Annotated in this window: 20 protein-coding genes and 1 pseudogene; 8 read left to right on the top strand and 13 right to left on the bottom strand. The window is 69.3% G+C overall.

Translation table 11 applies throughout. The features are described from left to right. Positions 1 to 14: 14 nt before the first annotated feature. Both HUA74_RS24745 and HUA74_RS24740 read left to right on the top strand, forming a co-directional pair. On the top strand, positions 15 to 407 hold the full coding sequence (locus tag HUA74_RS24745) for a hypothetical protein (RefSeq protein WP_174456520.1): 393 nt from the start codon (positions 15 to 17) through the stop codon (positions 405 to 407). Positions 408 to 869: 462 nt separating this feature from the next. Further along, the gene (locus HUA74_RS24740; RefSeq protein ID WP_174456519.1) at positions 870 to 2,834 is read left to right on the top strand and encodes a hypothetical protein; all 1,965 of its coding nucleotides are present in this window, start codon (positions 870 to 872) and stop codon (positions 2,832 to 2,834) included. Between the two features lie 7 nt (positions 2,835 to 2,841). On the opposite strand, the gene HUA74_RS24735 is transcribed toward HUA74_RS24740, so the two are convergent. Continuing rightward, positions 2,842 to 3,621, bottom strand: coding sequence for a hypothetical protein (locus tag HUA74_RS24735; protein ID WP_141641625.1), 780 nt, complete (start codon positions 3,619 to 3,621; stop codon positions 2,842 to 2,844). A gap of 161 nt (positions 3,622 to 3,782) precedes the next feature. Beyond that, on the bottom strand, positions 3,783 to 5,057 hold the full coding sequence (locus HUA74_RS24730; protein WP_141641624.1) for an MFS transporter: 1,275 nt from the start codon (positions 5,055 to 5,057) through the stop codon (positions 3,783 to 3,785). Between the two features lie 102 nt (positions 5,058 to 5,159). Between HUA74_RS24730 and HUA74_RS24725 the strand changes: the two genes are divergently transcribed. Further along, complete coding sequence (locus HUA74_RS24725; protein WP_174456518.1) at positions 5,160 to 5,486, top strand: hypothetical protein; 327 nt, start codon at positions 5,160 to 5,162, stop codon at positions 5,484 to 5,486. A gap of 67 nt (positions 5,487 to 5,553) precedes the next feature. Here HUA74_RS24725 and HUA74_RS24720 read toward each other — a convergent pair whose 3' ends face one another. The 5 genes and pseudogenes from HUA74_RS24720 to HUA74_RS24700 all read right to left on the bottom strand — a co-directional run bounded on the left by HUA74_RS24720 (position 5,554) and on the right by HUA74_RS24700 (position 9,543). Then, positions 5,554 to 6,819 carry a pyridoxal phosphate-dependent aminotransferase gene (locus tag HUA74_RS24720; protein WP_141641623.1) on the bottom strand — a complete coding sequence of 422 codons (1,266 nt, stop codon included), beginning with the start codon at positions 6,817 to 6,819 and terminating at the stop codon, positions 5,554 to 5,556. A gap of 46 nt (positions 6,820 to 6,865) precedes the next feature. Then, positions 6,866 to 7,672 (bottom strand): hypothetical protein, encoded by an 807-nt coding sequence (locus HUA74_RS24715; protein WP_174456517.1) that lies wholly within the window; start codon positions 7,670 to 7,672, stop codon positions 6,866 to 6,868. 176 nt (positions 7,673 to 7,848) lie between these two features. Further along, positions 7,849 to 8,352, bottom strand: a pseudogene (gene dps / locus HUA74_RS24710) (DNA starvation/stationary phase protection protein Dps); the annotation flags it as partial. A gap of 105 nt (positions 8,353 to 8,457) precedes the next feature. Continuing rightward, entirely contained in the window at positions 8,458 to 8,982 is a 525-nt protein-coding gene (locus HUA74_RS24705; protein ID WP_141641620.1) for a carboxymuconolactone decarboxylase family protein, read from the bottom strand. A 6-nt stretch (positions 8,983 to 8,988) separates the two neighbouring features. Continuing rightward, the gene (locus HUA74_RS24700; protein ID WP_141641619.1) at positions 8,989 to 9,543 is read right to left on the bottom strand and encodes a peroxiredoxin; all 555 of its coding nucleotides are present in this window, start codon (positions 9,541 to 9,543) and stop codon (positions 8,989 to 8,991) included. Between the two features lie 214 nt (positions 9,544 to 9,757). Here HUA74_RS24700 and HUA74_RS24695 point away from each other — a divergent pair, with 214 nt between their 5' ends. Continuing rightward, positions 9,758 to 11,362: a sigma 54-interacting transcriptional regulator gene (locus HUA74_RS24695; protein WP_174456515.1), complete on the top strand. Its 1,605-nt coding sequence runs from the start codon at positions 9,758 to 9,760 to the stop codon at positions 11,360 to 11,362. A gap of 39 nt (positions 11,363 to 11,401) precedes the next feature. On the opposite strand, the gene HUA74_RS24690 is transcribed toward HUA74_RS24695, so the two are convergent. Next, positions 11,402 to 12,760: a hypothetical protein gene (locus HUA74_RS24690; protein WP_174456514.1), complete on the bottom strand. Its 1,359-nt coding sequence runs from the start codon at positions 12,758 to 12,760 to the stop codon at positions 11,402 to 11,404. 118 nt (positions 12,761 to 12,878) lie between these two features. Between HUA74_RS24690 and HUA74_RS24685 the strand changes: the two genes are divergently transcribed. The 3 genes from HUA74_RS24685 to HUA74_RS24675 all read left to right on the top strand — a co-directional run bounded on the left by HUA74_RS24685 (position 12,879) and on the right by HUA74_RS24675 (position 16,263). After that, entirely contained in the window at positions 12,879 to 14,348 is a 1,470-nt protein-coding gene (locus tag HUA74_RS24685; RefSeq protein WP_174456513.1) for an ABC transporter permease subunit, read from the top strand. A gap of 8 nt (positions 14,349 to 14,356) precedes the next feature. Then, positions 14,357 to 15,091, top strand: a complete 735-nt coding sequence (locus HUA74_RS24680; RefSeq protein ID WP_174456512.1) for an amino acid ABC transporter ATP-binding protein — start codon at positions 14,357 to 14,359, stop codon at positions 15,089 to 15,091. Between the two features lie 92 nt (positions 15,092 to 15,183). Further along, positions 15,184 to 16,263, top strand: coding sequence for a hypothetical protein (locus HUA74_RS24675; RefSeq protein ID WP_174456511.1), 1,080 nt, complete (start codon positions 15,184 to 15,186; stop codon positions 16,261 to 16,263). Positions 16,264 to 16,268: 5 nt separating this feature from the next. On the opposite strand, the gene HUA74_RS24670 is transcribed toward HUA74_RS24675, so the two are convergent. From HUA74_RS24670 to HUA74_RS24655, 4 genes are all read right to left on the bottom strand, one after another. Next, positions 16,269 to 19,112: a CHAT domain-containing protein gene (locus tag HUA74_RS24670; protein ID WP_174456510.1), complete on the bottom strand. Its 2,844-nt coding sequence runs from the start codon at positions 19,110 to 19,112 to the stop codon at positions 16,269 to 16,271. A 74-nt stretch (positions 19,113 to 19,186) separates the two neighbouring features. After that, on the bottom strand, positions 19,187 to 19,726 hold the full coding sequence (locus HUA74_RS24665) for a hypothetical protein (protein WP_174456509.1): 540 nt from the start codon (positions 19,724 to 19,726) through the stop codon (positions 19,187 to 19,189). A 50-nt stretch (positions 19,727 to 19,776) separates the two neighbouring features. After that, positions 19,777 to 20,511 (bottom strand): hypothetical protein, encoded by a 735-nt coding sequence (locus HUA74_RS24660; RefSeq protein WP_371745601.1) that lies wholly within the window; start codon positions 20,509 to 20,511, stop codon positions 19,777 to 19,779. After that, positions 20,508 to 21,086: an RNA polymerase sigma factor gene (locus HUA74_RS24655; protein ID WP_141641610.1), complete on the bottom strand. Its 579-nt coding sequence runs from the start codon at positions 21,084 to 21,086 to the stop codon at positions 20,508 to 20,510. The genes HUA74_RS24660 and HUA74_RS24655 overlap by 4 nt, the downstream gene beginning before the upstream one ends. 623 nt (positions 21,087 to 21,709) lie before the next feature. Between HUA74_RS24655 and HUA74_RS24650 the strand changes: the two genes are divergently transcribed. After that, positions 21,710 to 22,936, top strand: a complete 1,227-nt coding sequence (locus HUA74_RS24650) for a GAF domain-containing sensor histidine kinase (RefSeq protein ID WP_141641609.1) — start codon at positions 21,710 to 21,712, stop codon at positions 22,934 to 22,936. Between the two features lie 3 nt (positions 22,937 to 22,939). On the opposite strand, the gene HUA74_RS24645 is transcribed toward HUA74_RS24650, so the two are convergent. Beyond that, complete coding sequence (locus HUA74_RS24645; protein ID WP_174456507.1) at positions 22,940 to 23,416, bottom strand: GNAT family N-acetyltransferase; 477 nt, start codon at positions 23,414 to 23,416, stop codon at positions 22,940 to 22,942. Positions 23,417 to 23,423: the final 7 nt, after the last annotated feature.

The following is a 23,423-nucleotide window of genomic DNA, read 5'->3' as shown; positions in this document are numbered from 1 at the left end:
CAAGGAGCCGAACCATGCCGGATAGACCCATTCCTGACGCCGCGGTGGACCTGGAACCCTCCAGTCGCCCGGGTGTGCCGATGGAGAGAACGCCTCAACCCATGCCCGGGGCGCGCGTGCCCATCCGTGTGCAGCACTCGGATGTGCGCGTGTTCAAGCACAAGGGCCGTGCCGGGTTCCCCCCGGTGTTCGGCACCGCGCAGCCGCCTCACGGGGTAAGCGGACTGTTGCGCAAGGTGGCCTATGGCTACCCGGACCACCTGGCGCGCCACTGGATGATCTTGCTCCTGGCGGACCGGGTGGATGTCTGGGAGCACCGGCTCGCGAGGGTGGGGCCGTGGGCCGTGCCCACCGTCGGGGTTCTCGCCTTGACGGGCCTTGCCTGGAGGAAGTGGTCGCGGGCGTGAGAGGATCTCTCCATGCCGCCCCCGAAGCCGCCGCCCAGACGCTCGTCCTCGAAACCCGCCCCTCCGACGACCCGTGGGGCGTCCGCCGGAGGAAAGCCCTCGGCGGCGCAAGGGGCGGAGTCCGCGAAGAAGCCCGCACGCAAGCCGGAGCCCGCCGTGGCTCCGAAGGCGCAGGGGAAGTCGCCTGGAGCCGCTCAGGCCCCGAGGGCACAGGCGAAGCAGGCGGGAGGGGCACAAGCCACGAGGGCGCAGGGGAAGCCGGCTGGGGACGCTCTGGCCCCGAAGGCGCAGGCCAAGGCCGCTGGAGATGCTCAGGCCTCGAAGGCGCAGGGGAAGTCAGCGGGAGATACGCAGGCCTCGAAGGCACAGGCCCCAAGGGCGCAGGCGAAGTCGGTTGGAGATGCGCAGGCGACGAAGTCACAGGGGAACTCGGCGGGAGATACGCAGGCATCGAAGCCACAGGTGAAGCCGGCGGGAGATGCGCAGGCCCTGAAGGGACAGTCGAAGGCCGCCGGGACTTCTGAATCCGCGAAGCCCCAAGCGAAGCCAGTGGGCAAGGGACAGGCGAAGTCCGCTGAACGCTCCGCCGACGTCACGCCGCAAGAGATGTCCCTCAAGAGTGTCGAGGGAGTGAAGTCGCAAGCAACGCCCATCGAGACAGCGCACGAGGCGAAGCCGCGAGCAACGCCCATCGAGACAGCGCAAGAGAAGAAGCCGCAAGCAACGTCCATCGAGACCGCGCAAGAGACGAATCCGCAAGCAACGCCCATCGAGGAAGCCCCCGAGGCGAAGCCGCACGTGAAGGTCGTCGAGGCGACTCACGCGGCGAAGCCACGGGCGAACTCCGTCGCGAGTCCCCCGTCCGAAGCTCCCGCGAAGCCTCCTTCGCGGCGTGGGCTCACGCTGGTTTCATCTCGGGGGGCCAGCGTGGAGTCGGAGGAGTCCTCCTCGGACGATGTGATCATCGCGGAGGTGCCGCCCATCGAGGACGAAGCCCCGCCTCCTCGCTACGAAGCGCGAACGCACACGCGACCGCCGCTGTCCGTGGGTGACCTCGACTCGGAGGTGCTCCCCATCTCCGCCCTCGCTCCCATCGAGGGCACCTTCACGGGCGCGCCACTCCTCGTCCACTCGAGCCCGGAGACGATTCGGACCTGGGGTGTCCTCGGCTCCACGATGAGTCGGCTCGTGCCGGGAAAGAGCGAGGGCGGCTACACCTTCTCCGGTCAGGCCCGGCTGTTCGTGCGCGCCATCAACCGCGTGGAAGCAGCCTCCGAGGGAACCGGGCGTTGCTCCGTCGTGCTGCGAAACACGTCGGGGCGTCCCATCCAGCTCCAGGTCAAGGGTGGCCTCTTCTCCAAGTACCTCACGCCCCAGTTCCCACTGAGCACCACGGGCGCGCCCTTCAACCCGTTGAGCCAGGAGCCCATCGACGAGGACCTCACGGGACTGGTCGACGCGCAGGCAGAGCAAGGAAAGGAACCAGACCCAGAGGGCCTGTTCTTCCGAGGACCGCATGCCGTGCTCGCCTCGGGCCTCCTCGACGCCGTCCTCGATGCCCGGGACGAATCAGCGCGCCAGTCCCGTCCGCTCGTCCGTGACGACCTCGACCTGTCCCACCTGGACGACGTGCGCCTGGGAACCCGGGGCGCCTTCGAGGGCTCTCTCACCGTGCCGCCTGGCGCGACTGTGGTCGTCCTGGATGCGCGTCACGAAAAGTCGGGCACGCTCTGCGCCCTCCTGGACTTCACGGCCTTGGACTCGAAGGGGCAGGTGGACCCTGGCGCGAGGTTCCGTCTGGCCACCGTGTCCAGCCCCCTGCCGCTCACTCCCGACGAGCTCGCCGCCATCTCCCGGAGCGAGCATCCGCTGGCCACCGCCGGGGATGCGGGCACGACGGCCTTCCCCTCACTCCAGGGGGTGAGCGAAGCAGGCAGCCTCTTCGTAGGTGAGCGCACGCTGCGCCTGTCTCCAGGAACGCTCGCGGGCGACCTCGTCATGTCCATGCCCCGCAGGCGCGCGGGCACGGGGCCTGACGCGCCGACGTTGACGCCGACCTCGGGGACCTCCGCCTCGCGCGCTGCATCCGCTCGGGACGACAGGACGCACGACGGTGCCCGGGGCGTCTCGTACCAGCTGACGTACACGCTGGAGAACGAGGACAGCGAGCCGCGCGAGGTGGAATTGCTGCTCACCTCGCCGCGACTCCATCCCTCAGAACGCTTCTTCCCACAGGCCGGAGTGCTGAACCTGGCGATGAAGGTCGACGGCCAGCGCGTGGACGTCCGCGTCAACCAGCGCGGAGAGGGCAGGGTGCTGGCGGTCCTCGAGCTTCCGCCCGAGGGCCGCCGTCAGGTCCGGCTCGAGTGGACCCACGTGGGAGGAACCTTCCCTCCCGCGGGGCTCGAGCTGCGCGCACGGCGCTGAGGAACGATTAGTCCGACCAGGTCGTCACGCGCACCATGCGCACGAACTGGCGGTCCGTGCTCACCGCGGCGATGAAGTAGCCACCCATGTCCCCAGGGCCGCCACCGCCGCAGTACGTCTGGCACGACCAGCCCGTGGTGTAGAGCCGGTTGCTGTTGCGCGAAACCTGCGTGATGAGCGCCAGCGCGCCATCCACCTCATCCGAGTTCGGGGTGCCGCTGATGACCTGCGCGGAGAGCTTCGCGAGCAGCTCCTGGACGGTGATGGGGGTGAACGCCCCCACGCCCCGCAGCCCGAAGGCCGCGGCGGCCTTGTAGGACAGCGTCTCCTGGTTCGCCACGCCCTGCCCATTAGGGATGTAGCCCTCCTTGATGGAGGAGGACGTGGTGAGCGGCCCGGTCGCGCCGAACAGCTGCTCGGGCGTCTGCGCCATGTCGTCGAGCCACAGCGGCGCATAGGTGGTGGCGCCGTCGTTCAGCTCGTGGACATCAATCATGTACTTCTTGGCGGTGGCGGTGACGCCGATGTTGAAGACCAGGTCGTTGATGCGCGCGCCCAGGAAGGTGCGCTCGGCGGCGTCCACGCGGCCGTCGTCGTAGAGGAACAGGTTGACCGCGTTCTTCATCTCCGCGCGGCGCACGGTGGTGCCACCGGGGCTGTTCGACGTCCGGGCCGTGGCAATCGCCGCGTTGAAGGCGGGAATCGTGGTGGTGCTGTCCGCGAGGGCCTGGGGCGCGGCCAACAGCGCGACGCCGCCCAGGAACGACTTCAGGGATGTAGAGAACAAAAGGTGGACCTCTCGCGGGCAACTTCTCCCGCGCGTGAGAAGGGGGGAACTGCGGCTCCGCACTTAACACGCGCGTCTGACACATCTGTCTTGATAACAAATGAGTACAGCCAATCGAGGAAATGCGGCTGTTACGGAATCGTGACGTGCGCCCGCGCGCGTCAGCCGGTGGAGGCGACGGAGGTGGGACTCGTGCGCTGGTGGCGGATGGGAATCAGCAGCGCGAGGAATGCCACGGACAGTGCGGCACCGAGCAGGAAGACCGGCGCATAGCCCAGTCCCAGTCCGTGAGCCGGGTCCGCGAGCCACCCCGCGAGTGGTGCCGCGGGGGCCTTGCCCCAGACCTCGAGGCTGGCCAGCAGCGTGTAGTGCGTGGCGCCGATACGCCGGTCCACGCGAGACATCATGAACGCGAACATCACCGTGGTGAGCGCGCCGCCTACCAGCTCCTCCGCGAGCGTGACGCCGATGACGCCCGCGTCGCTGACGCCGTGGGTCGCCAGCCACCAGCGGCCCATGAGCGGCAGCACGCGAAGCGAGGCGGTGAGCGTCAGGGCTCCGACGATGGGCAGGCGCGTGGCGAGCAGTCCTCCCGCGAGGGAGCCGAGGATGGAAGCCACGTTCCCCCACGTCCCCACCCACTGGCCTATCTGCCAGGCGGGGATGCCCGCGTCGAGGAGGAAGGGCTTGTAGAGCACGTCCGCCATCGTCTCGCCGAACTTGTACGTGCCAATGAAGAGCAGCAGCCAGAGCGTGCCCGGCTTCATCATCACCGAGGCGAAGCGCTCGCGCAGTTGCCGCCAGCTCAGGCGTGTCTCCGGGGGCGACGCGGTGTCGCGTCCGCTCGCATCCTCACGCGGAGGTGGCTCACGGGTGAGCAGCGTCACCACGAGCGCGCCCGCGCACAGCGCGGCCATGGACAGGAACAGGCCCGACCAGCCAATGGACTTGCTGGCCCAGACCAGGAGCCCGCCGCCCGTGAGCATCCCCAGCTTGTAGCCCACCACCTGCACGGAGTTGCCCAGGCCCAGCTCCTCCGGCCTCAGCGTGTCCACCGCGAGCCCATCCACCGCGATGTCCTGCGTGGCGGCGAAGAGGTTCATCACCAGGATGAGCCCCAGGAGGACCTTCAGCGAGCCTCCTTCGGAGACCATGAACCCCGCCGCCGCGCAGGTGAGCGTCAGGCCTGCTTGCATCGGCAGAATCCAGGACCTGCGCCGTCCGAGCCGCGCGGAGTGATATCGGTCCACCAGCGGCGCCCAGAGCGCCTTGAGCCCCCAGGGCAGCGCGAGCACCCCGGCGAAGCCCAGCGCGGTGAGCGACACCCCTTGCTCCCGCAGGTACACGGGCAGCGCGGTGGCCTGGAAACCGAAGGGCAGGCCCTGCACGAAGTAGAGGACGCCGAGCAGCGCGAGCCGGGAGGAGGGGAGTTTCATGGGCGCCAGGAAGCATACGGCCTCCAGGCGCGCGTCACGCGGGGCCCCGGGTCGTTCCGGAACCTGTCGTCCCGCCCGAAGTGGCAGCGGAAGTTCAACGAGTTGGTCGGCGCGCCCGTCGAGTTCGAGGTGGAGTGGAACACCCTGGGCGCGGAGGGGCTGGCGGAGATTTTCGAGAAGGGCTTCGACGCCATCTACTTCGAGCCGGTGGTGCTGGCCCTCCAGCAGATCGCCGTGGATGACTTCTCCAAGCAGGCGGTGAAGGACGGCTTCAAGAAGTACTTCATCAGCGGCACCGAGCCCGAGGACCGCGTCTTCTACCGCTTCCAGGACAAGACGCTGTTCTACCGGCACAACTTCAGCAACATCGAGAACTACACGAGCGAGCGCGTTCAGCGCCTGGTGCAGTTGCTGGAGAAGAATCTCTAGCGGATGGGTGTCATTGCCTTCCGGAGCCGCCAGGGACGCGTCGGCTCCGGAAGGGGGTTGCGCGCGGTCAGGTGCGGCTGTGCTGCAGCACCATGGCTTCCAGTCGCGTCAGCGCCTTCTCCAGCACTTCCATGGACGGCCCGAAAGACAGCCGCACATATCCGCGGAAGCGGGATGGCCGCGCGCGGCGCTTGCCTGGATTCACGTCGAAGAACTCACCCGGCACGGTGATGATCTTCTGCTCCAGCGCGGCGCGGAAGAAGCCCATGCCGTCGTTGAGCGGCGCGGGCAGTCCGGACACGTTGCCCCAGACATAGAACGTCCCATCCGGCGCGCGGTCCGTGCGGATGCCCAGCCGCTCCAGGCGCGAGTGGAACTTGTCCCGCTTCTCGCGGAAGGCCGTGTGGATGGCCAGCGTCTCCGCGATGACAGGCTCCTCCTGGAGCAGGGGAATGGCGGCGCGCTGCAAGGGCCGGCTGCCTCCTCCGTCCAGGAAGCTGCCCGCGCTGGAGACGGCTTCAATCACCTGCTTGGGCCCCACCGTCCACGTCATGCGCCAGCCCGGGTAGCGCCAGTTCTTGGTGAAGCCGTCGAAGAGGACGACGGGGTCGCGGTTCACGTCCTCCACGTAGCGCGCGGCGCTCTCCACCGGCAGGTGCCCGGGGCGGCCCGTCCAGATGTAGTGCGAATAGAACTCGTCGATGAGCAGCACGCACTCCTGCTCGCGCGCCACGCCCACCCACCGCGCCAGCTCGTCCCCCTGCACCAGCTTGCCGGTGGGGTTGCACGGGTTGGAGAAGAGCAGCGCGGACAGCCCGCGGCCCTGCACCTCGCGGCGCAGGTCCTCGTGGGTGAAGGCGTAGCCGCGCTCACCCTCCAGGAGGATGGGGATGGCGGTGAACGCCTTGAAGACGTCCAGCAGCTCCTCGTAGGCCGTGTAGTCCGGCAGGAAGTGGCCCAGGTTGATGGAGCCCAGGCTCGCCGCGGCGCGGGTGAGGGCCGCTCGCCCGCCACCGGAGAGACACACGTTCTCCGCGCTGTACTGGCTGGGCAGCCCCTTGCGGTAGAGGCGGTTGTAGAGACTGGCGATGGCTTCTCGCACGTCCCACAGCCCCGCCACCGGTGCGTACTCCATGTCCGCCACGTCGATGTTCACCGTGTTCAGGCGGGCCGGTGCGCCGGGCAAATCTCCCGTCTCCGGCTGCCCCTGGCCCAGGTTGCACCAGTCGGGGTCGCTGGAACGGTAGCCTCGGCGCGTGGCCTCGGCGGTGACGTAGATGACGCCCGTGCGGGGCACGGAGCGGAATGCGGGAATCGTGACGTCGTCGCTCACGGCCGGGAACCCTAGCGGAAAGCGACGACGCGCGCGCATTCCCTTGCTACCGGATGATGGGCACCGTCACGGAGGCGTGGTCATCCACCGTCACCTCCACCTTGCCCAGCCGCCACAGGCCCGGCTGGAAGTTCGCCTCCACGCGGTGTCCGTCCGACGTCTCCAGGATGGCCGTGCCCTCCTTGGGCAGGTACTCGCCCACCTCGTACTGGAGGGTGTTGAGCGTCATCGTGTCCACGCCGTCGGGGCCGGTGAGCTCCCCTTCACCGTCGAGCACCAGCGAGGAGCCGCCCAACAGCGGCAGGCCCGCGCGCTTGCCCACCCGTGCATCCACGTGCAGCGTGTGGCCCGGGCGTCCCGGGACGTCGCCGGCCGCCTTCGCCCAGACGCTCGTCTGGTCTCCGCAGGTGCCATAGCCGACCTCCGCGGGCAGCACCGCGCCGTCCACGCGCAGCTGGCGCAGGTCCACGGAGACGTCCATCCGGTCCACACCGCCGCTGTACTTGAAGAAGGCACGGCCTTCGAGCCGCAGGCCGTGGACCTCGCAGTCCGGCCCGTTGAAGCTCAGCACCACGCCGTCCGTCACCGCGTCGAGCTGCTCCACCGTGGCCGTGGCGCAGGACAGGCGCGCGCTCACGTCGGGCGCCGCGATATCCAGGAACGCCCGGCGCGGCTCGCCACAGGTGTACACGGGCATGAACCCGAGCACCTCCAGCGCGCCCCGCGTCAGGTGCCCCGCCGCGACGACGCGCTCCACGCGCGCCTTGGCGGCTTCAATCACTTCATCCGGGGGCACGTCGCGGCCACACGCGACGAGGAGGGCGGAGAGAGACAGGCCAATGAGGGTTCGCACGGGGACTTCTCCAGGGATGCCCGGACCGCATCGTCGCGGGCGGGGTGCTCCCTGGTAGAGCAACCCTCGTGCCCTTCGCAACGTGGCGAAAACAGGCACAAGGGCTCCGTCAAACGTGCTGGGAGCGTATAGCGCCATGCACACTCACGGCGCCTTCGCCCCGGGTGCCGCCGGCCTCAGGTCTCCAGTGAGGCGCGCAGGAACCAGACGTGCTTCTCGAACTCCACGATGATGCCGGTGGCCAGGTCCTCGGAATCCGCGTCATCCACCTCGACGAAGAGCTTGCGGCTGTCTCGCAGGCCTTCCAGGTAGACCTCGATGCGTTCGGCGAGCAGCTTCACGTGCTCCAAGTCGCGCGTCGTCTCCTGGGGATACTCAGGCAGGCGGCTGGACTTGCTGACATGGCGGGTGGTGCCAAACGCCTTGCCCCCCAGCGTCACCGCGCGCTCGGCGATGGAGTCGTTGTGGTTGGCGAGGCTGACGGCGAAGGTCTCGAACAGCGGGTGCAACGCCGCGAACTGCGGGCCCTTGATGTTCCAGTGGGCCACCTTGATTTGCGAGTGCAGGTCCAGGCCGTCCGCCAGGCGGGCGTTGAGCGATTCGGCGATGGAGGCGCGGGTCTTCTCGGGGAGGGGGCTGGGGCTCTTGTACATGAGGGACTTCCTTTCGTTCTTAAGTGGTGCGGACGTTCATTCAGATGCGCGTCGCCCACAAATGGAGCGCCCCCCGGTGTTTCCACCGGAGGGCGCGGGTGAAGCACAGCGAATGACTCGCGGGTGCGAGGCTTAAGACTCCAGGCCCACCGCCGCGGCGTGGATGACCGCCGCGACTCGCACCGCGTCGTGCACCTGGTCCTCGGAGAGGCCGCCCTCGAGGACGACCTTCTCGTGGGACTGCATGCACATCTCGCAGCCGTTGATGGCGCTGACCGCGAGGCAGACCAGCTCGAAGTCCACCTTGTTGGTCAGCACCTGCGCGAGCCTGTTCATCCGCAGTCCGGCGCGCTTGGTCGAGTACGACTCTTTCCCGATCATGTGCCGGAAGCGGTAGTACACGTTGTTCATCGCCATCAGCGACGCCGCAGCACGCGCGTCCTCGATGATGGGCTCGGGGTTCGCGAGTGCCTTCCGCGCCTCGTTGAGCATCGCTTCCTTCAGCCGGTCATTCCGAACGGCGTAGGCCGACGCGACAGCCACGCCCCAACGCTGCTCGGGGGTGAGGCTGCCACCTTCCAGGACTGCCTGGAGGTTGAGGCGGGTGTCCTTGTGGGCGTCCGCGAGTTCAGAGCGGACGACTTCGAGCGAGGCCATGACGCGTTACCCCGCCTTCGCCAGCTTCTGGGTCAGGGTCTCCTCACCCTTGCTCCAGTTGCACGGGCACAGCTCGTCCGTCTGGAGCGCGTCCAGGGTGCGGACCGTCTCGGAGACGTTGCGGCCCACGGACAGGTCATTGACCGTCACGTGGCGGATGATGCCCTCGGGGTCCGCGATGAACGTCGCGCGCAGCGCCACGCCCTCCTCCTTGTGGAGGATGCCCAGCGCGTTGCACAGCTCGTGCTTCAGGTCCGCCAGCATCGGGAACGGCAGGCCCTTGAGGTCCGGGTGGTGCGTGCGCCACGCGTGGTGCACGAACTCGCTGTCCGTGCTCAGGCCCAGCACCTGCGCGTCACGGTCATTGAAGTCCTTGTTCTTCTTGCCGAACTCCGCGATCTCCGTGGGGCAGATGAACGTGAAGTCCTTGGGCCACGCAAACAGCACCAGCCACTTGCCCTTGTAGGTCTCGTTCGTGATCTCCTGGAACTCCTTGCCCTTCTCCAGGCTCACGGTGGCCTTGACCTTGAAGCTCGGAATCTTGTCGCCAACGGTCAGCATGTACTGCTCCTTGGGTTGAGGGACCCGCGGGGGGCCCCTGGGAAGGTGTCTTCTGCTAACGGCTACAGCAGACCTCGTGCCAGTCAATCGACTTCAATGATTCCGGGGACTTGACTTCAGGCCCCCACTGGCCGGTGTTGCTGGGACGGTGAATAACGAAATATCGGTGACGACCGCCACTGCAATTTCGGTGGAGCGCTATTATTCATGCCTCATGTCGGATGAACTGTCAGCGCCAACCGAGGGCGCGAAGGATGCTCGGGACCTGGTCGAGCTGGCAACCACCGAAGATTCGGTGGATGAGCTGCTTCGTCGAGGACTGGACTGGTTGACGCGCGTGGTGCGCTTCGACCTGGCGACGCTGTTCCTGTTGAGGGACGGCAAGCTGGTGTCGGTGGCGGCGCGTGGTCCGCTGGCGAACGCGAAGGTGCGCCACCACGCGTTGACCTTGTCGGAGTTCCCCTCGCTGCGTCACGCGCTGGAGACACGGCGCGCGCGAGCCTTCACGGAAGAGGACCACTCGCACGGTGACGGAGACCCGTTCGACGGCGTGCTGGATTTGCCGCCGGGGCACGCGTGCATGGTGGTGCCGCTGTGCGCGGGCGAGCGCACCTATGGCGTGCTCACGTTGGACCGCGCCGAGTGCGAGACGTACCCGCAGCCGGTGGTGGACCTGGTGGAGGTGTACGGCCAGATGCTGGCGACGGCGCTCCAGGCGGCCGAGCAGCGCGCGACGTTCGAGCGGCTGCACCGTCAGGACCACGAGCACGCGAAGCTCCTGGAGGCGCAGCTCAGCGGAGAGTCGGAGGGCATCCTCGAGGCGTCGCTGAGCCCCGTCATGAGGGACCTCGCGCGGCGGGCGCGGCAGGTGGCGGAGACGGACACGCCGGTGCTGATTACCGGCGAGACGGGCACGGGCAAGGAGCGGCTGGCGCGAGCCATCCACAAGTGGAGCTCGCGCGCGGACCAGCCCTTCGTCACGCTCAACTGCGCGGCGATTCCGGCGGGCCTGCTGGAGAGCGAGTTGTTCGGCCACGTGAAGGGCGCCTTCACGGGCGCGACGAAGGACCGCGCGGGCCGCTTCCAGATGGCGAGCGGAGGCACGCTGCTCTTGGACGAGGTGGGCGAGCTGCCCGTCGAGCTTCAGGCGAAGCTCTTGCGCGCGCTCCAGGAGAAGGCCTTCGAGCCGGTGGGCAGCGACAAGACGGTGCGCTCGGACGTGCGCATCCTCGCGGCCACGCACGTGGACCTGCACCGCGCCATCGCCGAGAAGCGCTTCCGCGAGGACCTCTACTACCGGCTGAGTGTCTTCCCGTTGCGGCTGCCGCCCCTGCGCGAACGGCGCGAGGACCTGGCGCAGTTGTGTACGTTCCTCCTGGAGGAGCAGGCGCGGCGCACCGGGCGGCGTGGCATGCGCGTGTCACCGGCGGGGCTGGCCAGGCTGGAGTCGTATGACTGGCCGGGCAACCTGCGCGAGCTGGGCAACGCGCTGGAGCGCGCCACCATCCTGACGAAGGGCACGGAGCTGGGTCCTTCCTCGTTCGACGTGGTGTCGCACGGTGGAAGCGCTCACCCGGCGGCGCAGGTGGAGCCGGCGGTGCCGAGCGTGCTGGACGCGACGATGAAGCCCGGCTCGGTGCTGACGCTGGCGGCGGTGCAGCGGGAGCACATCCTGCGGGTGCTGACGCTCACGCGGGGGCGCGTCTACGGGCCGGGCGGGGCGGCGGCGCTCCTGGGCCTCAAGCCCTCCACGCTCCAGAGCCGGATGAAGAAGCTGGGCATCGCCCGGCAGGAGCAGTTCGTGGTGGACGAGGTGTGACGGCGACGGGGCGCCGAGGTGACGGCGCCCCGAGGGACTTCAGCCCGCGCGCTGCTGGGTGGCCGGCAGCGGGTAGGTGGTGCCCGTCTTGCCGAACGGCGCGTCGAACAGGTGCGGGTCCGACTGGCGCGTGCGGAACAGGTCGATGATGTAGTTCATCCGCTGGTCCAGCTTGCTCCAGTCCTTGGCCGCGGTGCCCTTGAGGCTGTCGGAGCTGGAGTCCAGCTTGCCCAGCAGGGCGCGCAGCTCCGGGTTCTCGATGGCGCGCAGGTGCGGCGGGAAGAGCGTGCTCTCCATCCCCGGAGGCGGGGGCAGGTCGTTGCCCAGCTTCAGCGCGCCGCCCGGCACCGCGAGCTTCATCATGTGCTCGGTGGCGAGCCGGCGGAACACGGAGGCCGTCGCGTCGACCAGGGGGTTGAGCGCCGCGTCCACGAGGCCCGTCTTCAGGGCGGCCTTGCCCGCGAGGTTGGCGGGGAAGGGCAGCGCGTTGATGCCGGACTCGATGCTCTGCTTGAGGATGCTCCGGAAGGTGTCCTTCACCGGCGCGTTGAGCGCCTTCTCCACGTGCTGCTGGAGCTGCGTCTGCTCGTGCAGGCCAATCTGGTCATTGGCCAGCAGCATCAGCTCCGCCTTCTTGTTCGGGTCCTTCTCGAACATGGCCTTGGTGTAGTGGCCGAAGGCCTCCTTCAGGAGCGGCTTGTCCTTGCCGAAGCCGTCCAGGTACTTCTGCGTCTTGGCGGCGTCGTAGGACGTGTCGCCCTGGAAGGTCTCGATGAAGCGGGCGAACTCCTGGCCCACCTCGTTGAAGACGAACTGGTTGCCGTCGGCAATCGACTTGCTGACGTTGTTGAGCGCCTCGCTGCCCGCCGCGGCGATGTCCGCCAGCGGCAGCGCGGGCAGGCCCACCTTGCGCAGCACGTCGTCCACCTTCTTCAGCGGACCGGCCATGTCACCGGCGCCCTTGAGCGCGTCGGTGAAGAACTTGGGCATGTCCTCGTTGCGGATGCTCACGCCCGCCTGCTTGGACGCCCACGTCGCGAAGGTGGACCAGTTGGCGTTCTCCTTGCCGAGCATCTGACCCAGGCCGTTGGACAGGTCCGCGTAGCCCTGCGTAATCGCGTAGTTGCGCGCCACCGGGTCCTGGATGGAGGCAATGGCCTTCACGTCCGCGACGCTGGGGTAGGTGCCCGGGGCGACGTTCGTGCCCTGGGGGGCGACGGGCGTGGTCAGCGCCACCGTCGGCTTGCGAGCGGCTCCCGTGTCGAACAGGGACACGTCGCGAGCGTCACCGCGCACCACGGGCGCCTGGGGCTTCACCTCGTTGCGGACGGGCGCCGGGGTGGCGGGGGTCTCGAGCGGACGGGGCTGGACGCGGGGGCCGGAGATGGGGGTCTTCATGGTGTGGAAGAGTATCGGCCCGGAGAGGGCGGAAGTTGCGTGGCTGTCACGGGTTGTCCGGTCCCGGTGGAAACCCTTGATGCCTCAGGGATAGTTGGGCATGGGAGCTGTTCGTTCCATGTCGCGCCGCCGCCTTTCGTGTCGCCAGGCCCACACTCCCGGGCTGGCCTTGCTGTGCCTCGTGTGGGGGGTGCTGGTGCTGCTCGGCTGTGGCCGGGGTGAGGCGCCGGGCTCCCGGGGGGACTGGAAGGGGCGGACGCTGCGCATCGGGACGGATGCCACCTACCCGCCGTTCGAGTCCGTGAAGGACGGCGAGCTGGTGGGGTTCGACATCGAGCTGGGAGCGCTCATCGCGGAAGAGCTGGGCGCGAAGGTGGCGTGGACGAACACGTCCTTCGACGGGGTGTTTCCCGCGCTGATGGCGGGGAAGTTCGACCTGGTGATTTCGGCCGTGACGATAACCCCCGAGCGCCAGCAGCGGCTGGGCTTCTCCGCGCCGTACTACACGGCGGGACAGCTCGTGGTGGCGCGGGAGGCGGACACGGCCGTCACCGGAATCGAGAGCCTGCGCGGGAAGACGGCGGGCATTCAAATCAACACCAGTGCCGCGCTGGTGCTGGAGAAGTTCCCGGACATCGAGGTGCGGCAGTACCCGAGCATCGACCTGGCGCTCCAGGACCTGCGCAACGGCAACCTGGCGGGCGTGGTGGGGGATGGGCCGACGCTGCGCTACTTCCTGGCCCACGGCTTCCAGGGTCTGCGCGCCGCGGGCGGGCTGCTGACGGAGGAGCACTACGGCATCGCGATGCGGCCGGATGACCCCGCGCTGCGCGAGGCCGTCAACGCCGCGCTCCAGCGCCTTCGCGACAGCGGGAAGTTCGCCGCGCTGGAGGAGCGCTACTTCGGCGAGGCGGCCCAGAAGGCCCAGGCGACGCCGCAGGCCGTGCCCTGGGGCAAGGTGACCTGGCGGCTCGTTCAGGGCCTGGGCCTGACGCTGGGGCTCACCGTGCTGGCGTTGATCTCCGGGCTGCCCCTGGGACTGGCCGTGGCGCTGGGGCGGCGGGTGCGCTTCCGACCGCTGGCGTGGCTGTGCGCCGCGTACGTCGAGGGGCTTCGTGGAACGCCGCTGCTGGTGCAAATCATCTTCATCTACTACGCGCTGCCGCAGCTCTTGGGCGTGGACCTGGCGCCGATGCTGGCGGCGGTGCTGGCGCTGACGCTCAACAGTGCCGCGTACGTGGCGGAAATCTTCCGGGCGGGCATCGCCTCCGTGGACGCGGGGCAGGAGGAGGCCGCGCGAGCGCTGGGGATGGGCCGCGCGCAGGTCATGCGCTACGTCATCCTCCCGCAGGCGGTGCGCAACGTGCTGCCGCCCTTGACGAACGAGGGCATCGCGCTGCTGAAGGACTCCTCGCTGGTGTCCATCATCGGCATGGCGGAGCTGACGCGGGCGGGGCAGGAGCTGGCGAGCCAGCTCGCCGCGCCGCTGGCTGTCTGGCCGCTCGTCGCGTTGTTCTATTTGTTGGCCACGCTGCCGCTGACACGGCTGGCCTCGGCGCTGGAGAAGCGCCTCCACCGTCAGGGGTGAGGAAAGCCATGGCGCTCGTCGAGGTTCGCAATCTGCACAAGCGTTTCGGGGCGCTGGAGGTCCTCAAGGGCGTGGACCTCACGGTGCAGCCCGGAGAGGTGGTGGTCTTCGTGGGCCCGTCCGGCTGTGGCAAGTCCACGCTCTTGCGGTGCCTGTGCGGCCTGGAAGTCCCCTCCGAGGGCCAGGTCGTCGTCGGGGGCACACAGGTGAGCGATGAGCCCAAGGCGCTCCAGGTGCTGCACCGCCGCGTGGGCATGGTGTTCCAGCGCTTCCACCTGTTCCCCCACCTGAGCGCGCTGGCCAACGTGACGCTGGCGCCGCGCAAGGTGTTGGGGCTGTCGGACGCGGAGGCGGAGGCCCTGGGGCGGCGCATGCTGGCCATGGTCCATCTGGACTCGCGCGCGGACGCGTACCCGGGACAGCTCTCCGGTGGTCAGCAGCAGCGGGTGGCGATTGCGCGGGCGCTGGCGATGAAGCCGGAGTTGATGCTCTTCGACGAGCCGACCAGCGCGTTGGACCCGGAGCTGGTGGGCGAGGTGCTGGAGGTCATGCGCGAGCTGGCGCGCGAGGGCATGACGATGTGCGTGGTGACGCACGAGATGGGCTTCGCGGCGGACGTGGCGCACCGGGTGGTGTTCATGGACGCGGGAAAGGTGGTGGAGGAGGGCACGCCTCAACAGGTGTTGCGCGAGCCCCAGCACCCACGCACCCGTGAGTTCCTCGCGCGGCTGCTCAATCGGTGAGGGGATTCCCCCGCGGGGGACGTTGGGTGGAGGCACTGGCGCGATTGGCTGGCTCGCCATGATGGCGACCGGGCGCCCGTGGTGGAGCCTCGATGTCCCCTCGCTTCGTGTCGCGTCGCCCCCTGTCCTGGGGCGTGCGTCTGTCTCCCCTGTGTCTGCTGTGGTCTCTTTCCGTCGGCTGTGATTCCCCGAACTCGGGCGTGGAGGAGTCACCGCCCGCGCTGGACAGTGCCAGTGCGTCGTCCGTCACGAACCCGCCCGAGCCGGAATACCCGGATGATGGTCTGCCGCCGCTGACGCTCGCCGTCGTGCAGAGCCCCGCGGGCGACGCCGTCACCGCGCCGGTGCTGACCACGCTTCGAGCCCCCGATGACGTCACCGTCGAGTTCATCCAGGTGGACGAAGAGTCCATCGCCGTCGCCGTGGGTGGGCCCGAGACGTCCACCACGTCCATCAACCGGGTGATGACGCAGATGTCCGCCGCCGCGAGCCCCGCGGCCCTCTACCTCGCGCTGTCTCCCACGGGCACGATGGTGCCTCGCACGCTCCAGGCCCACAGCGACGTGGTCGTCGCCGCTGGCAACTGGAAGCAGGGCAGCACGTCGCCGTCCGTCTCCGAGCCGGCCCTCGGCTCGGGTGCACCGCGCTCCCTGGGCACGTGCGGCGGCTTGAAGGCCGGTGGGCAGGGCACCATGCACGACAACGCGGGCCGCTGCGAGGACTGGCACCGGGACATCGACGAGGTCACCGAGTGGATTTCGACGGACATGATTGGGTATGGCGCCTACGTGCGCGCCATCAACGGCGGCGTCTTCTGGGACATCCAGAAGCGCAACTGCCTGAAGAGCTGGTGCGACTGGGGCGTTCTCTTCAAGAAGACCATTCCCCAGGGGCACGTCTGGTATTTCCCCTACGTGAACGTGAACAACGACTTCAAGGCCCACAGCCGCGCCACCACGCTCAACAACAACGGTGTCCACCAGCACCACGTGTCCACGTGCAGCGACTGGAAGACGCGCACCAACTGGCTGTCGAGCCTGGCTGGCGGCTGCTTCATCAACTTCCAGCAGACGAACCTGTACTGCAACTCGCAGTCGTATGAGGGGCTGGACCCGAACTACATCTGGACGCCCTTCAGCGCGGGCGGCAACGGGACGCCGTTCGGCTGCTGAGCCCGTCAGGGACGGGGCCCGCCGCGAGTTCGATGGCGGGCCCCGAGCGCGAGGCCGATGAGGATGAGGAGCGCCGTCGCGATGACGAGCACCGCCTTGCTTCCCACTCCGACTGGGAAGCGGGCCGGGGCCTCGCGCGGAGAGGTGACCACGAGCGACGCATCTCCCAGCACCACCAGCCCGGCCCACGCGGCCGGGGGCAGCCCGTCATCGATGGCCTCCAACTGCGCGGCCCTCAGCGCCGCCGACGTGCTCGCCCCCGTGGCCAGGTGCCGGTAGAAGCGCTCCACCAGGTCCGCGGCTTCCGCGTCCTGCAGGGGCCACAAGCTGGCCACCACCGCGCGCGAGCCGGCCTCGAAGAAGGCGCGCGCCAGGCTCAGCACCCCTTCTCCGGCCAGCACCGCTCCAGAGGCGCTCCGACAGGCGGAGAGCACCACCAGCGCGCCCTTCAGGGGCAGGTCGACGATGTCACGAGGCTGGAGGATGCCGTCCTCCTCGTCGGAGCCCGGCGCGAGCACCAGCGCGGAGCGCTCGGGAGCCTCCGCGTCGACGACGGCATGGGCCGCCAGATGCAACACCTTCACACGTGCGAGGTCGGTGTTCTTGAGGGCGCGCTCGGAGGCCTCGGTGCCCACCAGGAGGTGGGGTGTCACCTGGGTGGAGCGCAGCGCCTTCATCACCGCATGCCCCTCGCGCCGGGCCTCGGGAAGTGCTCCGAGCCGCGCCGCCTCCGCGAAGACGCCGCCGCGCTCTGTCGCCGCGATGGCTCCCTCCAGGGGAGACCGGGTGCGGTCGGGGTCCGCCAGCACCAGGGCTTCTCCCCCGGGGTCGTGCGGGGACTCCAGACGCCAGTGCCGCCACAGGCTGGCGGAGGGCACCAGGGCCAGCTCGTAACGCGCCACCAGGGGCTCGTCGCCCGGACGCTCCCGCAACGCGGCGAAGGGCAGGTCATGCAGCGGTCCATCCGGGACCAGCAACAGCTTGCGCACGCCCGGAGGCAGCGCCGCGAGCGCCGGGCCGAGCAGTTGCGCGTGGAGGGCCGCCGCCGCGCCGACCTCTGAGCCGTCGCGCCGCTCGAGCAGACCGGAGAACAGCGTGACGGCCTGCGCGAGCCGCGCGCGCTCGGGGATGCGGTGCGCGCGCGCCCCGCCCCGTGTCACCACCAGCACCCACGCGCCGCCCCCCGAGACGTCGGACAGGTTCTTGTCGTCGCCCACGAGGAAGGCCAGCAGGGCCTCGTCCTCGGCCAGTTCCTGCTCGACGGCCTCCAGTGAGGCGAACTCCGTCGCGCCGTGTCGCGGCGCGGGCCGCAGGTCGCGCTCGCTGTGCTCCAGCGCCTGCAGCTCACGCAGGGTCTTCTCGCGCTCCAGGGCGGAGAGGTTCGGCTCCAGGAGTCGTCGCTGCACGGCCGTCAGTCGTCGTTGCACCTCCTGGCGCTCGGGTGTGGGCTTGGACGGAGACAACGCACGGGAAGCCATGAGGGCGTCGAGCAGCGTCCGCGCCCGCAGGCGCTCGCTCACCCCGAAGGCCCTGCGCAGCGCCTCCCGCTCGGGCAACACAGCGGCATTTCCCGTCGCGCCGCCCGCCTCCAGCGTCCAGCCCGCGAGGCGGTGGTAGTCGCGTGCCCAGTTCGAGAACAGCTCCGCCTGACTGGAGGCATCGGTCTGTGATTGGCGGAGGGCCTCCACCGCGTCCAGGGCCCGCTCGACATGCACCAGTGCCTCCAGCAGGGGCTGTGTCCGGTAGGCCACCGTGCCTCGGCCGCGCAGGGCCAGGGCCAGGTACTGCGGCTCGCCATGCGCGTAGGCCAGTCGCAGCGAAGTGTCGGAGTCCCGGAGCGCGGCGGCGGGGTCCTGGCCGGCCCGCCGCTCCGCGCGCGTCCAGAGACAGGCGATTCGCCGCTGGTTGGAGTCCAGCTCCTCCGCCAGCTCCATGCAACGCTCCAGCAGCGCCTCGGCCTCGAGCTGCTCCTCCGGGGATGGGCCGAGCACGTCCACGACCAGGCGCAGCGCGCGACTCACCAGCTCCTTGCTCCCCGTGTTCTCCGCGGCGACCAGCGCCTCGCGGGCGAGGGCCAGCACCCGCGCCCCGCCGCCCGGCTCGCGGTCCCTATCCAGCCGCCGCAGCGCGAGGTTGGCGAGCGTGAACCGCGCCTGCCCCTCCAGGGCGAGGCCTCGCGTGTCGTGGGCGTGCTCCGCCAGGCGGCGGTTGGCCTCCGTGGCTTCCTCCAGCCTGCCCAGCCGCTCGCTGACGCCGGTCATGACGGTCAGGTACTGGGCCTTCAGCCCTGGGCTGCCGTCCGGAAAGGTGAGCGGCTCGGCGCGCTTGAGGACGCGAAAGGCCCGGCCCAGGTCCTGATCCACCTCGTAGAGTTGACTGGCCTCGACGAGGAGCGCGCGCGCGTGGAGATCCGCGCGCCCGGAGGACTGGGCCACCTCGACCACGCGTTGTGTCCACTCCCGGGCCTCGCTGCCGCGCCCCATCGTCAGGAGGATGGAGCGCAGGTTGATGCCGGCCAGCACCTCTCCCTCCGCGTTCTTGAGTCGACGGAAGGTCAAGGCGGCACGGTGGTAGGGCGCCTCCGCGGCCTTCCTGTCGGCCAGGTACTCCACGTGTCCGGACACCAGGGCCAGCCAGCCGTTGTCGGGATGACGCTCCATCAGGGCCTTCAGCTCGCGCCTGACGGTGTCGCGTGCGGGCGCGGCCTGCGCGCACTGGTAGAAGCACATCGCGGAGGACTGCTCCTCCGGATGGGCCTCGAATCGCTCCCGGCACTCCACGAGCGTGGGGGGCGGGGGACGGTCCGCGCCCTTCGCGAAAGCAGCGCCCGGACACACGACGAGGAGCATCCCCGCCGCGAGGGCGAGGATGCTCCAGTGACAACCCTCGGGTCGTCGCTTCCGGAACGTCACAACAGGGGATGTCAGTGTGCTGAGTGGACTACGGGGATGCATTTGAGCACCTGCATCGTTGTCGGAACCGTCGGCCGCTCCGGCTCGGGCATCTCATCCTTCTCCATCTGCTCCAGCTCCCAGTAGCAGACGGACGGCTCGGACCACGGGGATGGCGCCACCGGAGACCAGCGCTCCACGGTGAGGATGGCCACCAGGCGCGGCGTGCTGCTCTGATAGGCGATGGCCCGCGCGTACAATGTGTCGGCGACCAGCGCGCGGTAGCTCAGTCTCAGGGGCGTGGTCTCGGTCAGCACGCCATGGGTCTGCGCCACCACGACGCCGGTGACGCTGTTGACGAGCTGGAGGGTCACCAGTTGATTGACGCTGGCGCGCACGCCGGTCTCCACCACCGAGGCCACCACCTGGTCGCGCGCCTCTCCCGCGATGGGCGTGGACCGCACCACCGACGTGGTCACCGGAGGAACCTGCGCCCCGGCTTGTCCAGACAGTCCACCCACCAGTACCGCGAGCGCCAGCAGCCCCCCCTGCATCCATCGTTGCGTCTTCATTTGAATGCCTGCCTTCATGACGTTCCTCCCCTGACTTCGCTCCCCATGCATCACTCCAACCGATTGACGAAGGTGATGCCGCGAAGCACCTGTCCGTCCGGCAACCGCGCTTCCACCTGCCACAGCAGCTTCGTTCCCGACTCCAACGGCGCGAGGACGGAGGCGGGCACCCGGTACTCGCTCTGCTCCAGCGAGTCCGCGCGGTGCACCCAGCTCAGGTCCTCCGTGGACAACCGCACCGACCAGCGCGTGCCGGCGGGGCCTCCGCTCCAGCGCAAGACACAGTCCTCCCGCTTCAGCGGCGCGTCCTCTGGCACCTGGGACACCAGCCCCGACGGGTCCGCTCCGCGCAGCCTGGGAGACAAGGTGTCCTCCCTCATCGCGACCCCCACCACGACCAGCGCCAGTGCCGCCGTCGCCGCCGCGCCCAGCAGGGGACGGCTCCAGGCGAAGCGGAACCGCCGCCGTTCCCGAGCCTCATCGGCTGGCCTCCGCGCGTGAGGGCCCGCCGCCTCGGGACGCTCGGGTGCCTCGGCCTCCCTGGCCGCGCGCGTCAGCTCCAGGGCCAGTCGCCACGCGGCGGCCCATGCGGGGTCGTCCGCCACGCGAGCGACGACGGCCTTCCGCTCCTCCATGGGCAGCTCCCCGCTCACCGCTCGCCACACGAGATCGGCGTCCACCGGCTCGTCTCCCGCAACCAGCTCCTCGTCGCGCACCGCGGCGCGCAGGCGCTCGACGGTGGCCTCATCGGGCTTCGTTTCGTCGTCGCGTCGATGCTCGCTCACGGCTCGAATCCCTTCGTGGAGAGGCAGACGCGCAGCGCGCTCAGCCCGCGGTAGACGAGGTTCTCGGTCCGCTTGCCGTCCCAGCCCATCAGCTCTCCTGCTTCCGGCACGGTGTGTCCCTGGAGGTACAGCGTCACCGCGAGCCTGCGGTCCTGTGCGAGCTGGCGCAGGCAGTCGCGCACCGCCCGGGCAATCTGCGACGCGCTCGCGGACTTCTCCGGGTCTCCCGACGCCACCGGCTGCTGAGGCAGCGACTCCACCTCCTCGATGGGGACCTCGCGGCGGCGATCCACGTTGCGCAGCTCGTCCACCAGCGCCGTGTACGCGACGCGGTACAGGTAGGAGGGGGAGAGCCGGGAGCGGTCGGGCTCGCGGCGCTGGAGCTCCATGACGCGCATCATCGCCGTCTGCACCAGGTCATCACGGCGGTTGGCCAGGCGCGGGGGACACACGCGGGCGACGGCCTGGGTCAGCTCCCTGCGGAGCTTCTCCAACTCGTGACCTGACAGAGGACTCGCGGCCAGGGTCGGCCTTGGTTGCGACTCCACGCGGAAGGTCCTCCAGGAAGCGCTCATGGTCATCGAAAGGTCCCTCCCCCGGCAAGTGTGACGCTCTGTTCGATGGGTATCTCGCTGGCAACGAAGGCTCGGTGCCTTCCTGGGATGGCGGACGACTCCGGCAAGGACACGCCTCGTGAGCTGTCGTGCGCCACGGGAAGCGACTTCTTCCCGTGCGGGTTGACCGGGCGGCCTCGCCACGAACTCAGCCCCGTGTTGTCCTCGGTCTTTCGCAAGGCGTCTCTCGGAGGTGGCGCGAGTCCGTCGACATGACGGTTCCTGGTGCGCGCCTGTCTTCCGGGACGGCCCCCGCGCTTTTTTCCCCTCACCCCCGTGCGCTGATTTTTCGGGAGGGGCGCGCACCCACACCGGCGCCTCCCACCTGAAGGGGCGAGCGGGTGCTATTTTCCATTCAGGTGGAAACCCCGGGTGGTGGGCGGATGTCGACGCGTGGGCAAAGCCCGTGACGTCGGGTGCTCCCTGGGCGCGCGGCGTGGCCGGGCGGGTCGCGGGTTCCTATATCTAGAAGATGTCGACAGGAGGCAGGTCGCCAGGATGCTCTCCGGGCGGACACGACGAGCGAATGAACGTCCTGTTTCCCAGGTGTGTTGGCTGAGTCCTTCTCACAAGGAGGCCGTCCCTTGCGAAGGTTTCAGGAGCGCCTGCCACTGGAGGCGCTGACATTCGACGACGCGCTGGTCTTGCTGGACGTGGTGCAGGAGCTGGCGCATCTGAGGACGCTGGAAGACGTCATGGCGCTGGTGCGCCGGGCGGCACGACAGCTCAGTGGCGCGGATGGGGTCACGTTCGTCCTGCGCGAAGGCAACCTCGTGCACTACGCGGATGAGGAGGCCATTGCCCCCTTATGGAAGGGGCATCGGTTCCCCATCGAGTCGTGCATCTCCGGGTGGGCCATCTTGAACCGGGAGCCCGTGGTCATCGAGGACATCTACGCGGATGACCGCATCCCTCACGACGTCTACCGCGCGACGTTCGTGAAGAGCCTCGTCATGGTGCCGGTGCGTCGCGCGGACCCCGTGGGGGCCATTGGCGCGTACTGGGCGGAGCGCCGGGTGCCGGGGATTCGGGAGGTGTCCCTCCTCCAGTCGCTCGCGGACTCCGCGGCCGTCGCGGTGGAGAACGGGCGGCTGTACGAAGCGGAGCGCGCGGCGCGGCGGGCCGCCGAGTCGGAGACGCGCCTGCGCCGGGAGCTGCTGGCGATGGTGTCCCATGACTTGCGCAATCCGCTGGGCGTCATCGCCATGACGTCATCGCTGCTGGCGCCGCTGCTGTCTCCGCTCAACGGGCGCGCGCGGCATCATCTGGACACGCTCAACCGCTCGGCGCTCCGGATGGAGCGGCTCATCCATGACCTGCTCGACTTCGCGGCCATCGAGGGCGGGGGCTTCCGGGTGAGCCGCGTGCCGTTGGCGCTCTCGCGGCTGTTGGAGCAGGCGTCGGAGCTGGGGCCGCTGGCGCAGGAGCGGGGCATCGGGCTGGAGCTGCGCGTGCCCGAGCGGGATGTCGACGTGCGATGTGACCCGGACCGCATCCATCAGGTGTTCTCCAACCTGGTGGGCAATGCCGTCCGCTTCACGCCCGCGGGTGGGCGCATCACCGTCATGGCGGAGGTCCATGCGGATTGGGTCGAGCTGAGCGTGGAGGACACGGGAGCGGGGATTGCGCCGGAGGTCTTGCCCGTCTTGTTCGACAGGCTCCAGCGGCCGACGCGAGTGCCGGGGAGTGGCGTGGGGCTGGGGCTCTCCATCACCCGAGGCATCGTCGAGGCGCACGGTGGCGCGGTGCGCGTGCGCAGCGAGCTCGGGCAGGGGACGACCTTCACCTTCACGCTGCCGATGGAGGGCTGAGCGTCAGGGGTGGAGGCGCTCGTAGCGGCCTTCGGTGACGCGGTGGAAGCCGAGTGACTCCGCGAGCCGGATGGCGCCGAGGTTGCCGGGCTGGGTGAGGGCGAACAGCCTCTTCAGGCCGAGCGATTGGAAGCCGAACTCGAGCAGGGCCCGCGACGCCTCGCGCGCGTAGCCGTGACCCCAGAAAGCCGGGTCGAGCTCGCAGCCGTATTCCGCGGAGGTGTCCTCGGGCGCTTGCTTGCGCACGCCGCAGGTGCCGATGACGCGGCCGTCCAGGGTGATGGCGAGCTGGTACTTCGCCCGGGGGACCTCTTGCGCCCAGCCACACAGCATGGCGACGAAGGCGCGTACGTCCTCCTGAGTCGGTGGCGGCTGGCCGTAGTGCTCCAGGTACGCGGGCTTGGAGTGGTAGGCGAAGACGCTCGGGGTGTCCTCGCGCTGGAAGTCCCGAAGGACGAGCCGTTCGGTGCGCAGCTCCATGCGATTC

Source organism: Myxococcus sp. CA051A, from assembly GCF_013336705.1.
Lineage (GTDB): Bacteria > Myxococcota > Myxococcia > Myxococcales > Myxococcaceae > Myxococcus > Myxococcus llanfairpwllgwyngyllgogerychwyrndrobwllllantysiliogogogochensis.
Note: the sequence above shows the minus strand (reverse complement) of the source record. Positions and strands in the feature narration are given on the sequence as shown.

What these genes read in the sequence shown, in the direction of transcription:
- HUA74_RS24745 (WP_174456520.1), top strand. Translation starts at nt 15, where the DNA reads ATGCCGGATAGACCCATTCCTGACGCCGCGGTGGACCTGGAACCCTCC.
- HUA74_RS24730 (WP_141641624.1), bottom strand. Translation starts at nt 5,057, where the DNA reads ATGAAACTCCCCTCCTCCCGGCTCGCGCTGCTCGGCGTCCTCTACTTC.
- HUA74_RS24705 (WP_141641620.1), bottom strand. Translation starts at nt 8,982, where the DNA reads ATGGCCTCGCTCGAAGTCGTCCGCTCTGAACTCGCGGACGCCCACAAG.
- HUA74_RS24700 (WP_141641619.1), bottom strand. Translation starts at nt 9,543, where the DNA reads ATGCTGACCGTTGGCGACAAGATTCCGAGCTTCAAGGTCAAGGCCACC.
- HUA74_RS24695 (WP_174456515.1), top strand. Translation starts at nt 9,758, where the DNA reads ATGTCGGATGAACTGTCAGCGCCAACCGAGGGCGCGAAGGATGCTCGG.
- HUA74_RS24690 (WP_174456514.1), bottom strand. Translation starts at nt 12,760, where the DNA reads ATGAAGACCCCCATCTCCGGCCCCCGCGTCCAGCCCCGTCCGCTCGAG.
- HUA74_RS24685 (WP_174456513.1), top strand. Translation starts at nt 12,879, where the DNA reads ATGTCGCGCCGCCGCCTTTCGTGTCGCCAGGCCCACACTCCCGGGCTG.
- HUA74_RS24680 (WP_174456512.1), top strand. Translation starts at nt 14,357, where the DNA reads ATGGCGCTCGTCGAGGTTCGCAATCTGCACAAGCGTTTCGGGGCGCTG.
- HUA74_RS24675 (WP_174456511.1), top strand. Translation starts at nt 15,184, where the DNA reads ATGTCCCCTCGCTTCGTGTCGCGTCGCCCCCTGTCCTGGGGCGTGCGT.
- HUA74_RS24670 (WP_174456510.1), bottom strand. Translation starts at nt 19,112, where the DNA reads ATGCTCCTCGTCGTGTGTCCGGGCGCTGCTTTCGCGAAGGGCGCGGAC.
- HUA74_RS24665 (WP_174456509.1), bottom strand. Translation starts at nt 19,726, where the DNA reads ATGAAGACGCAACGATGGATGCAGGGGGGGCTGCTGGCGCTCGCGGTA.
- HUA74_RS24655 (WP_141641610.1), bottom strand. Translation starts at nt 21,086, where the DNA reads ATGAGCGCTTCCTGGAGGACCTTCCGCGTGGAGTCGCAACCAAGGCCG.
- HUA74_RS24645 (WP_174456507.1), bottom strand. Translation starts at nt 23,416, where the DNA reads ATGGAGCTGCGCACCGAACGGCTCGTCCTTCGGGACTTCCAGCGCGAG.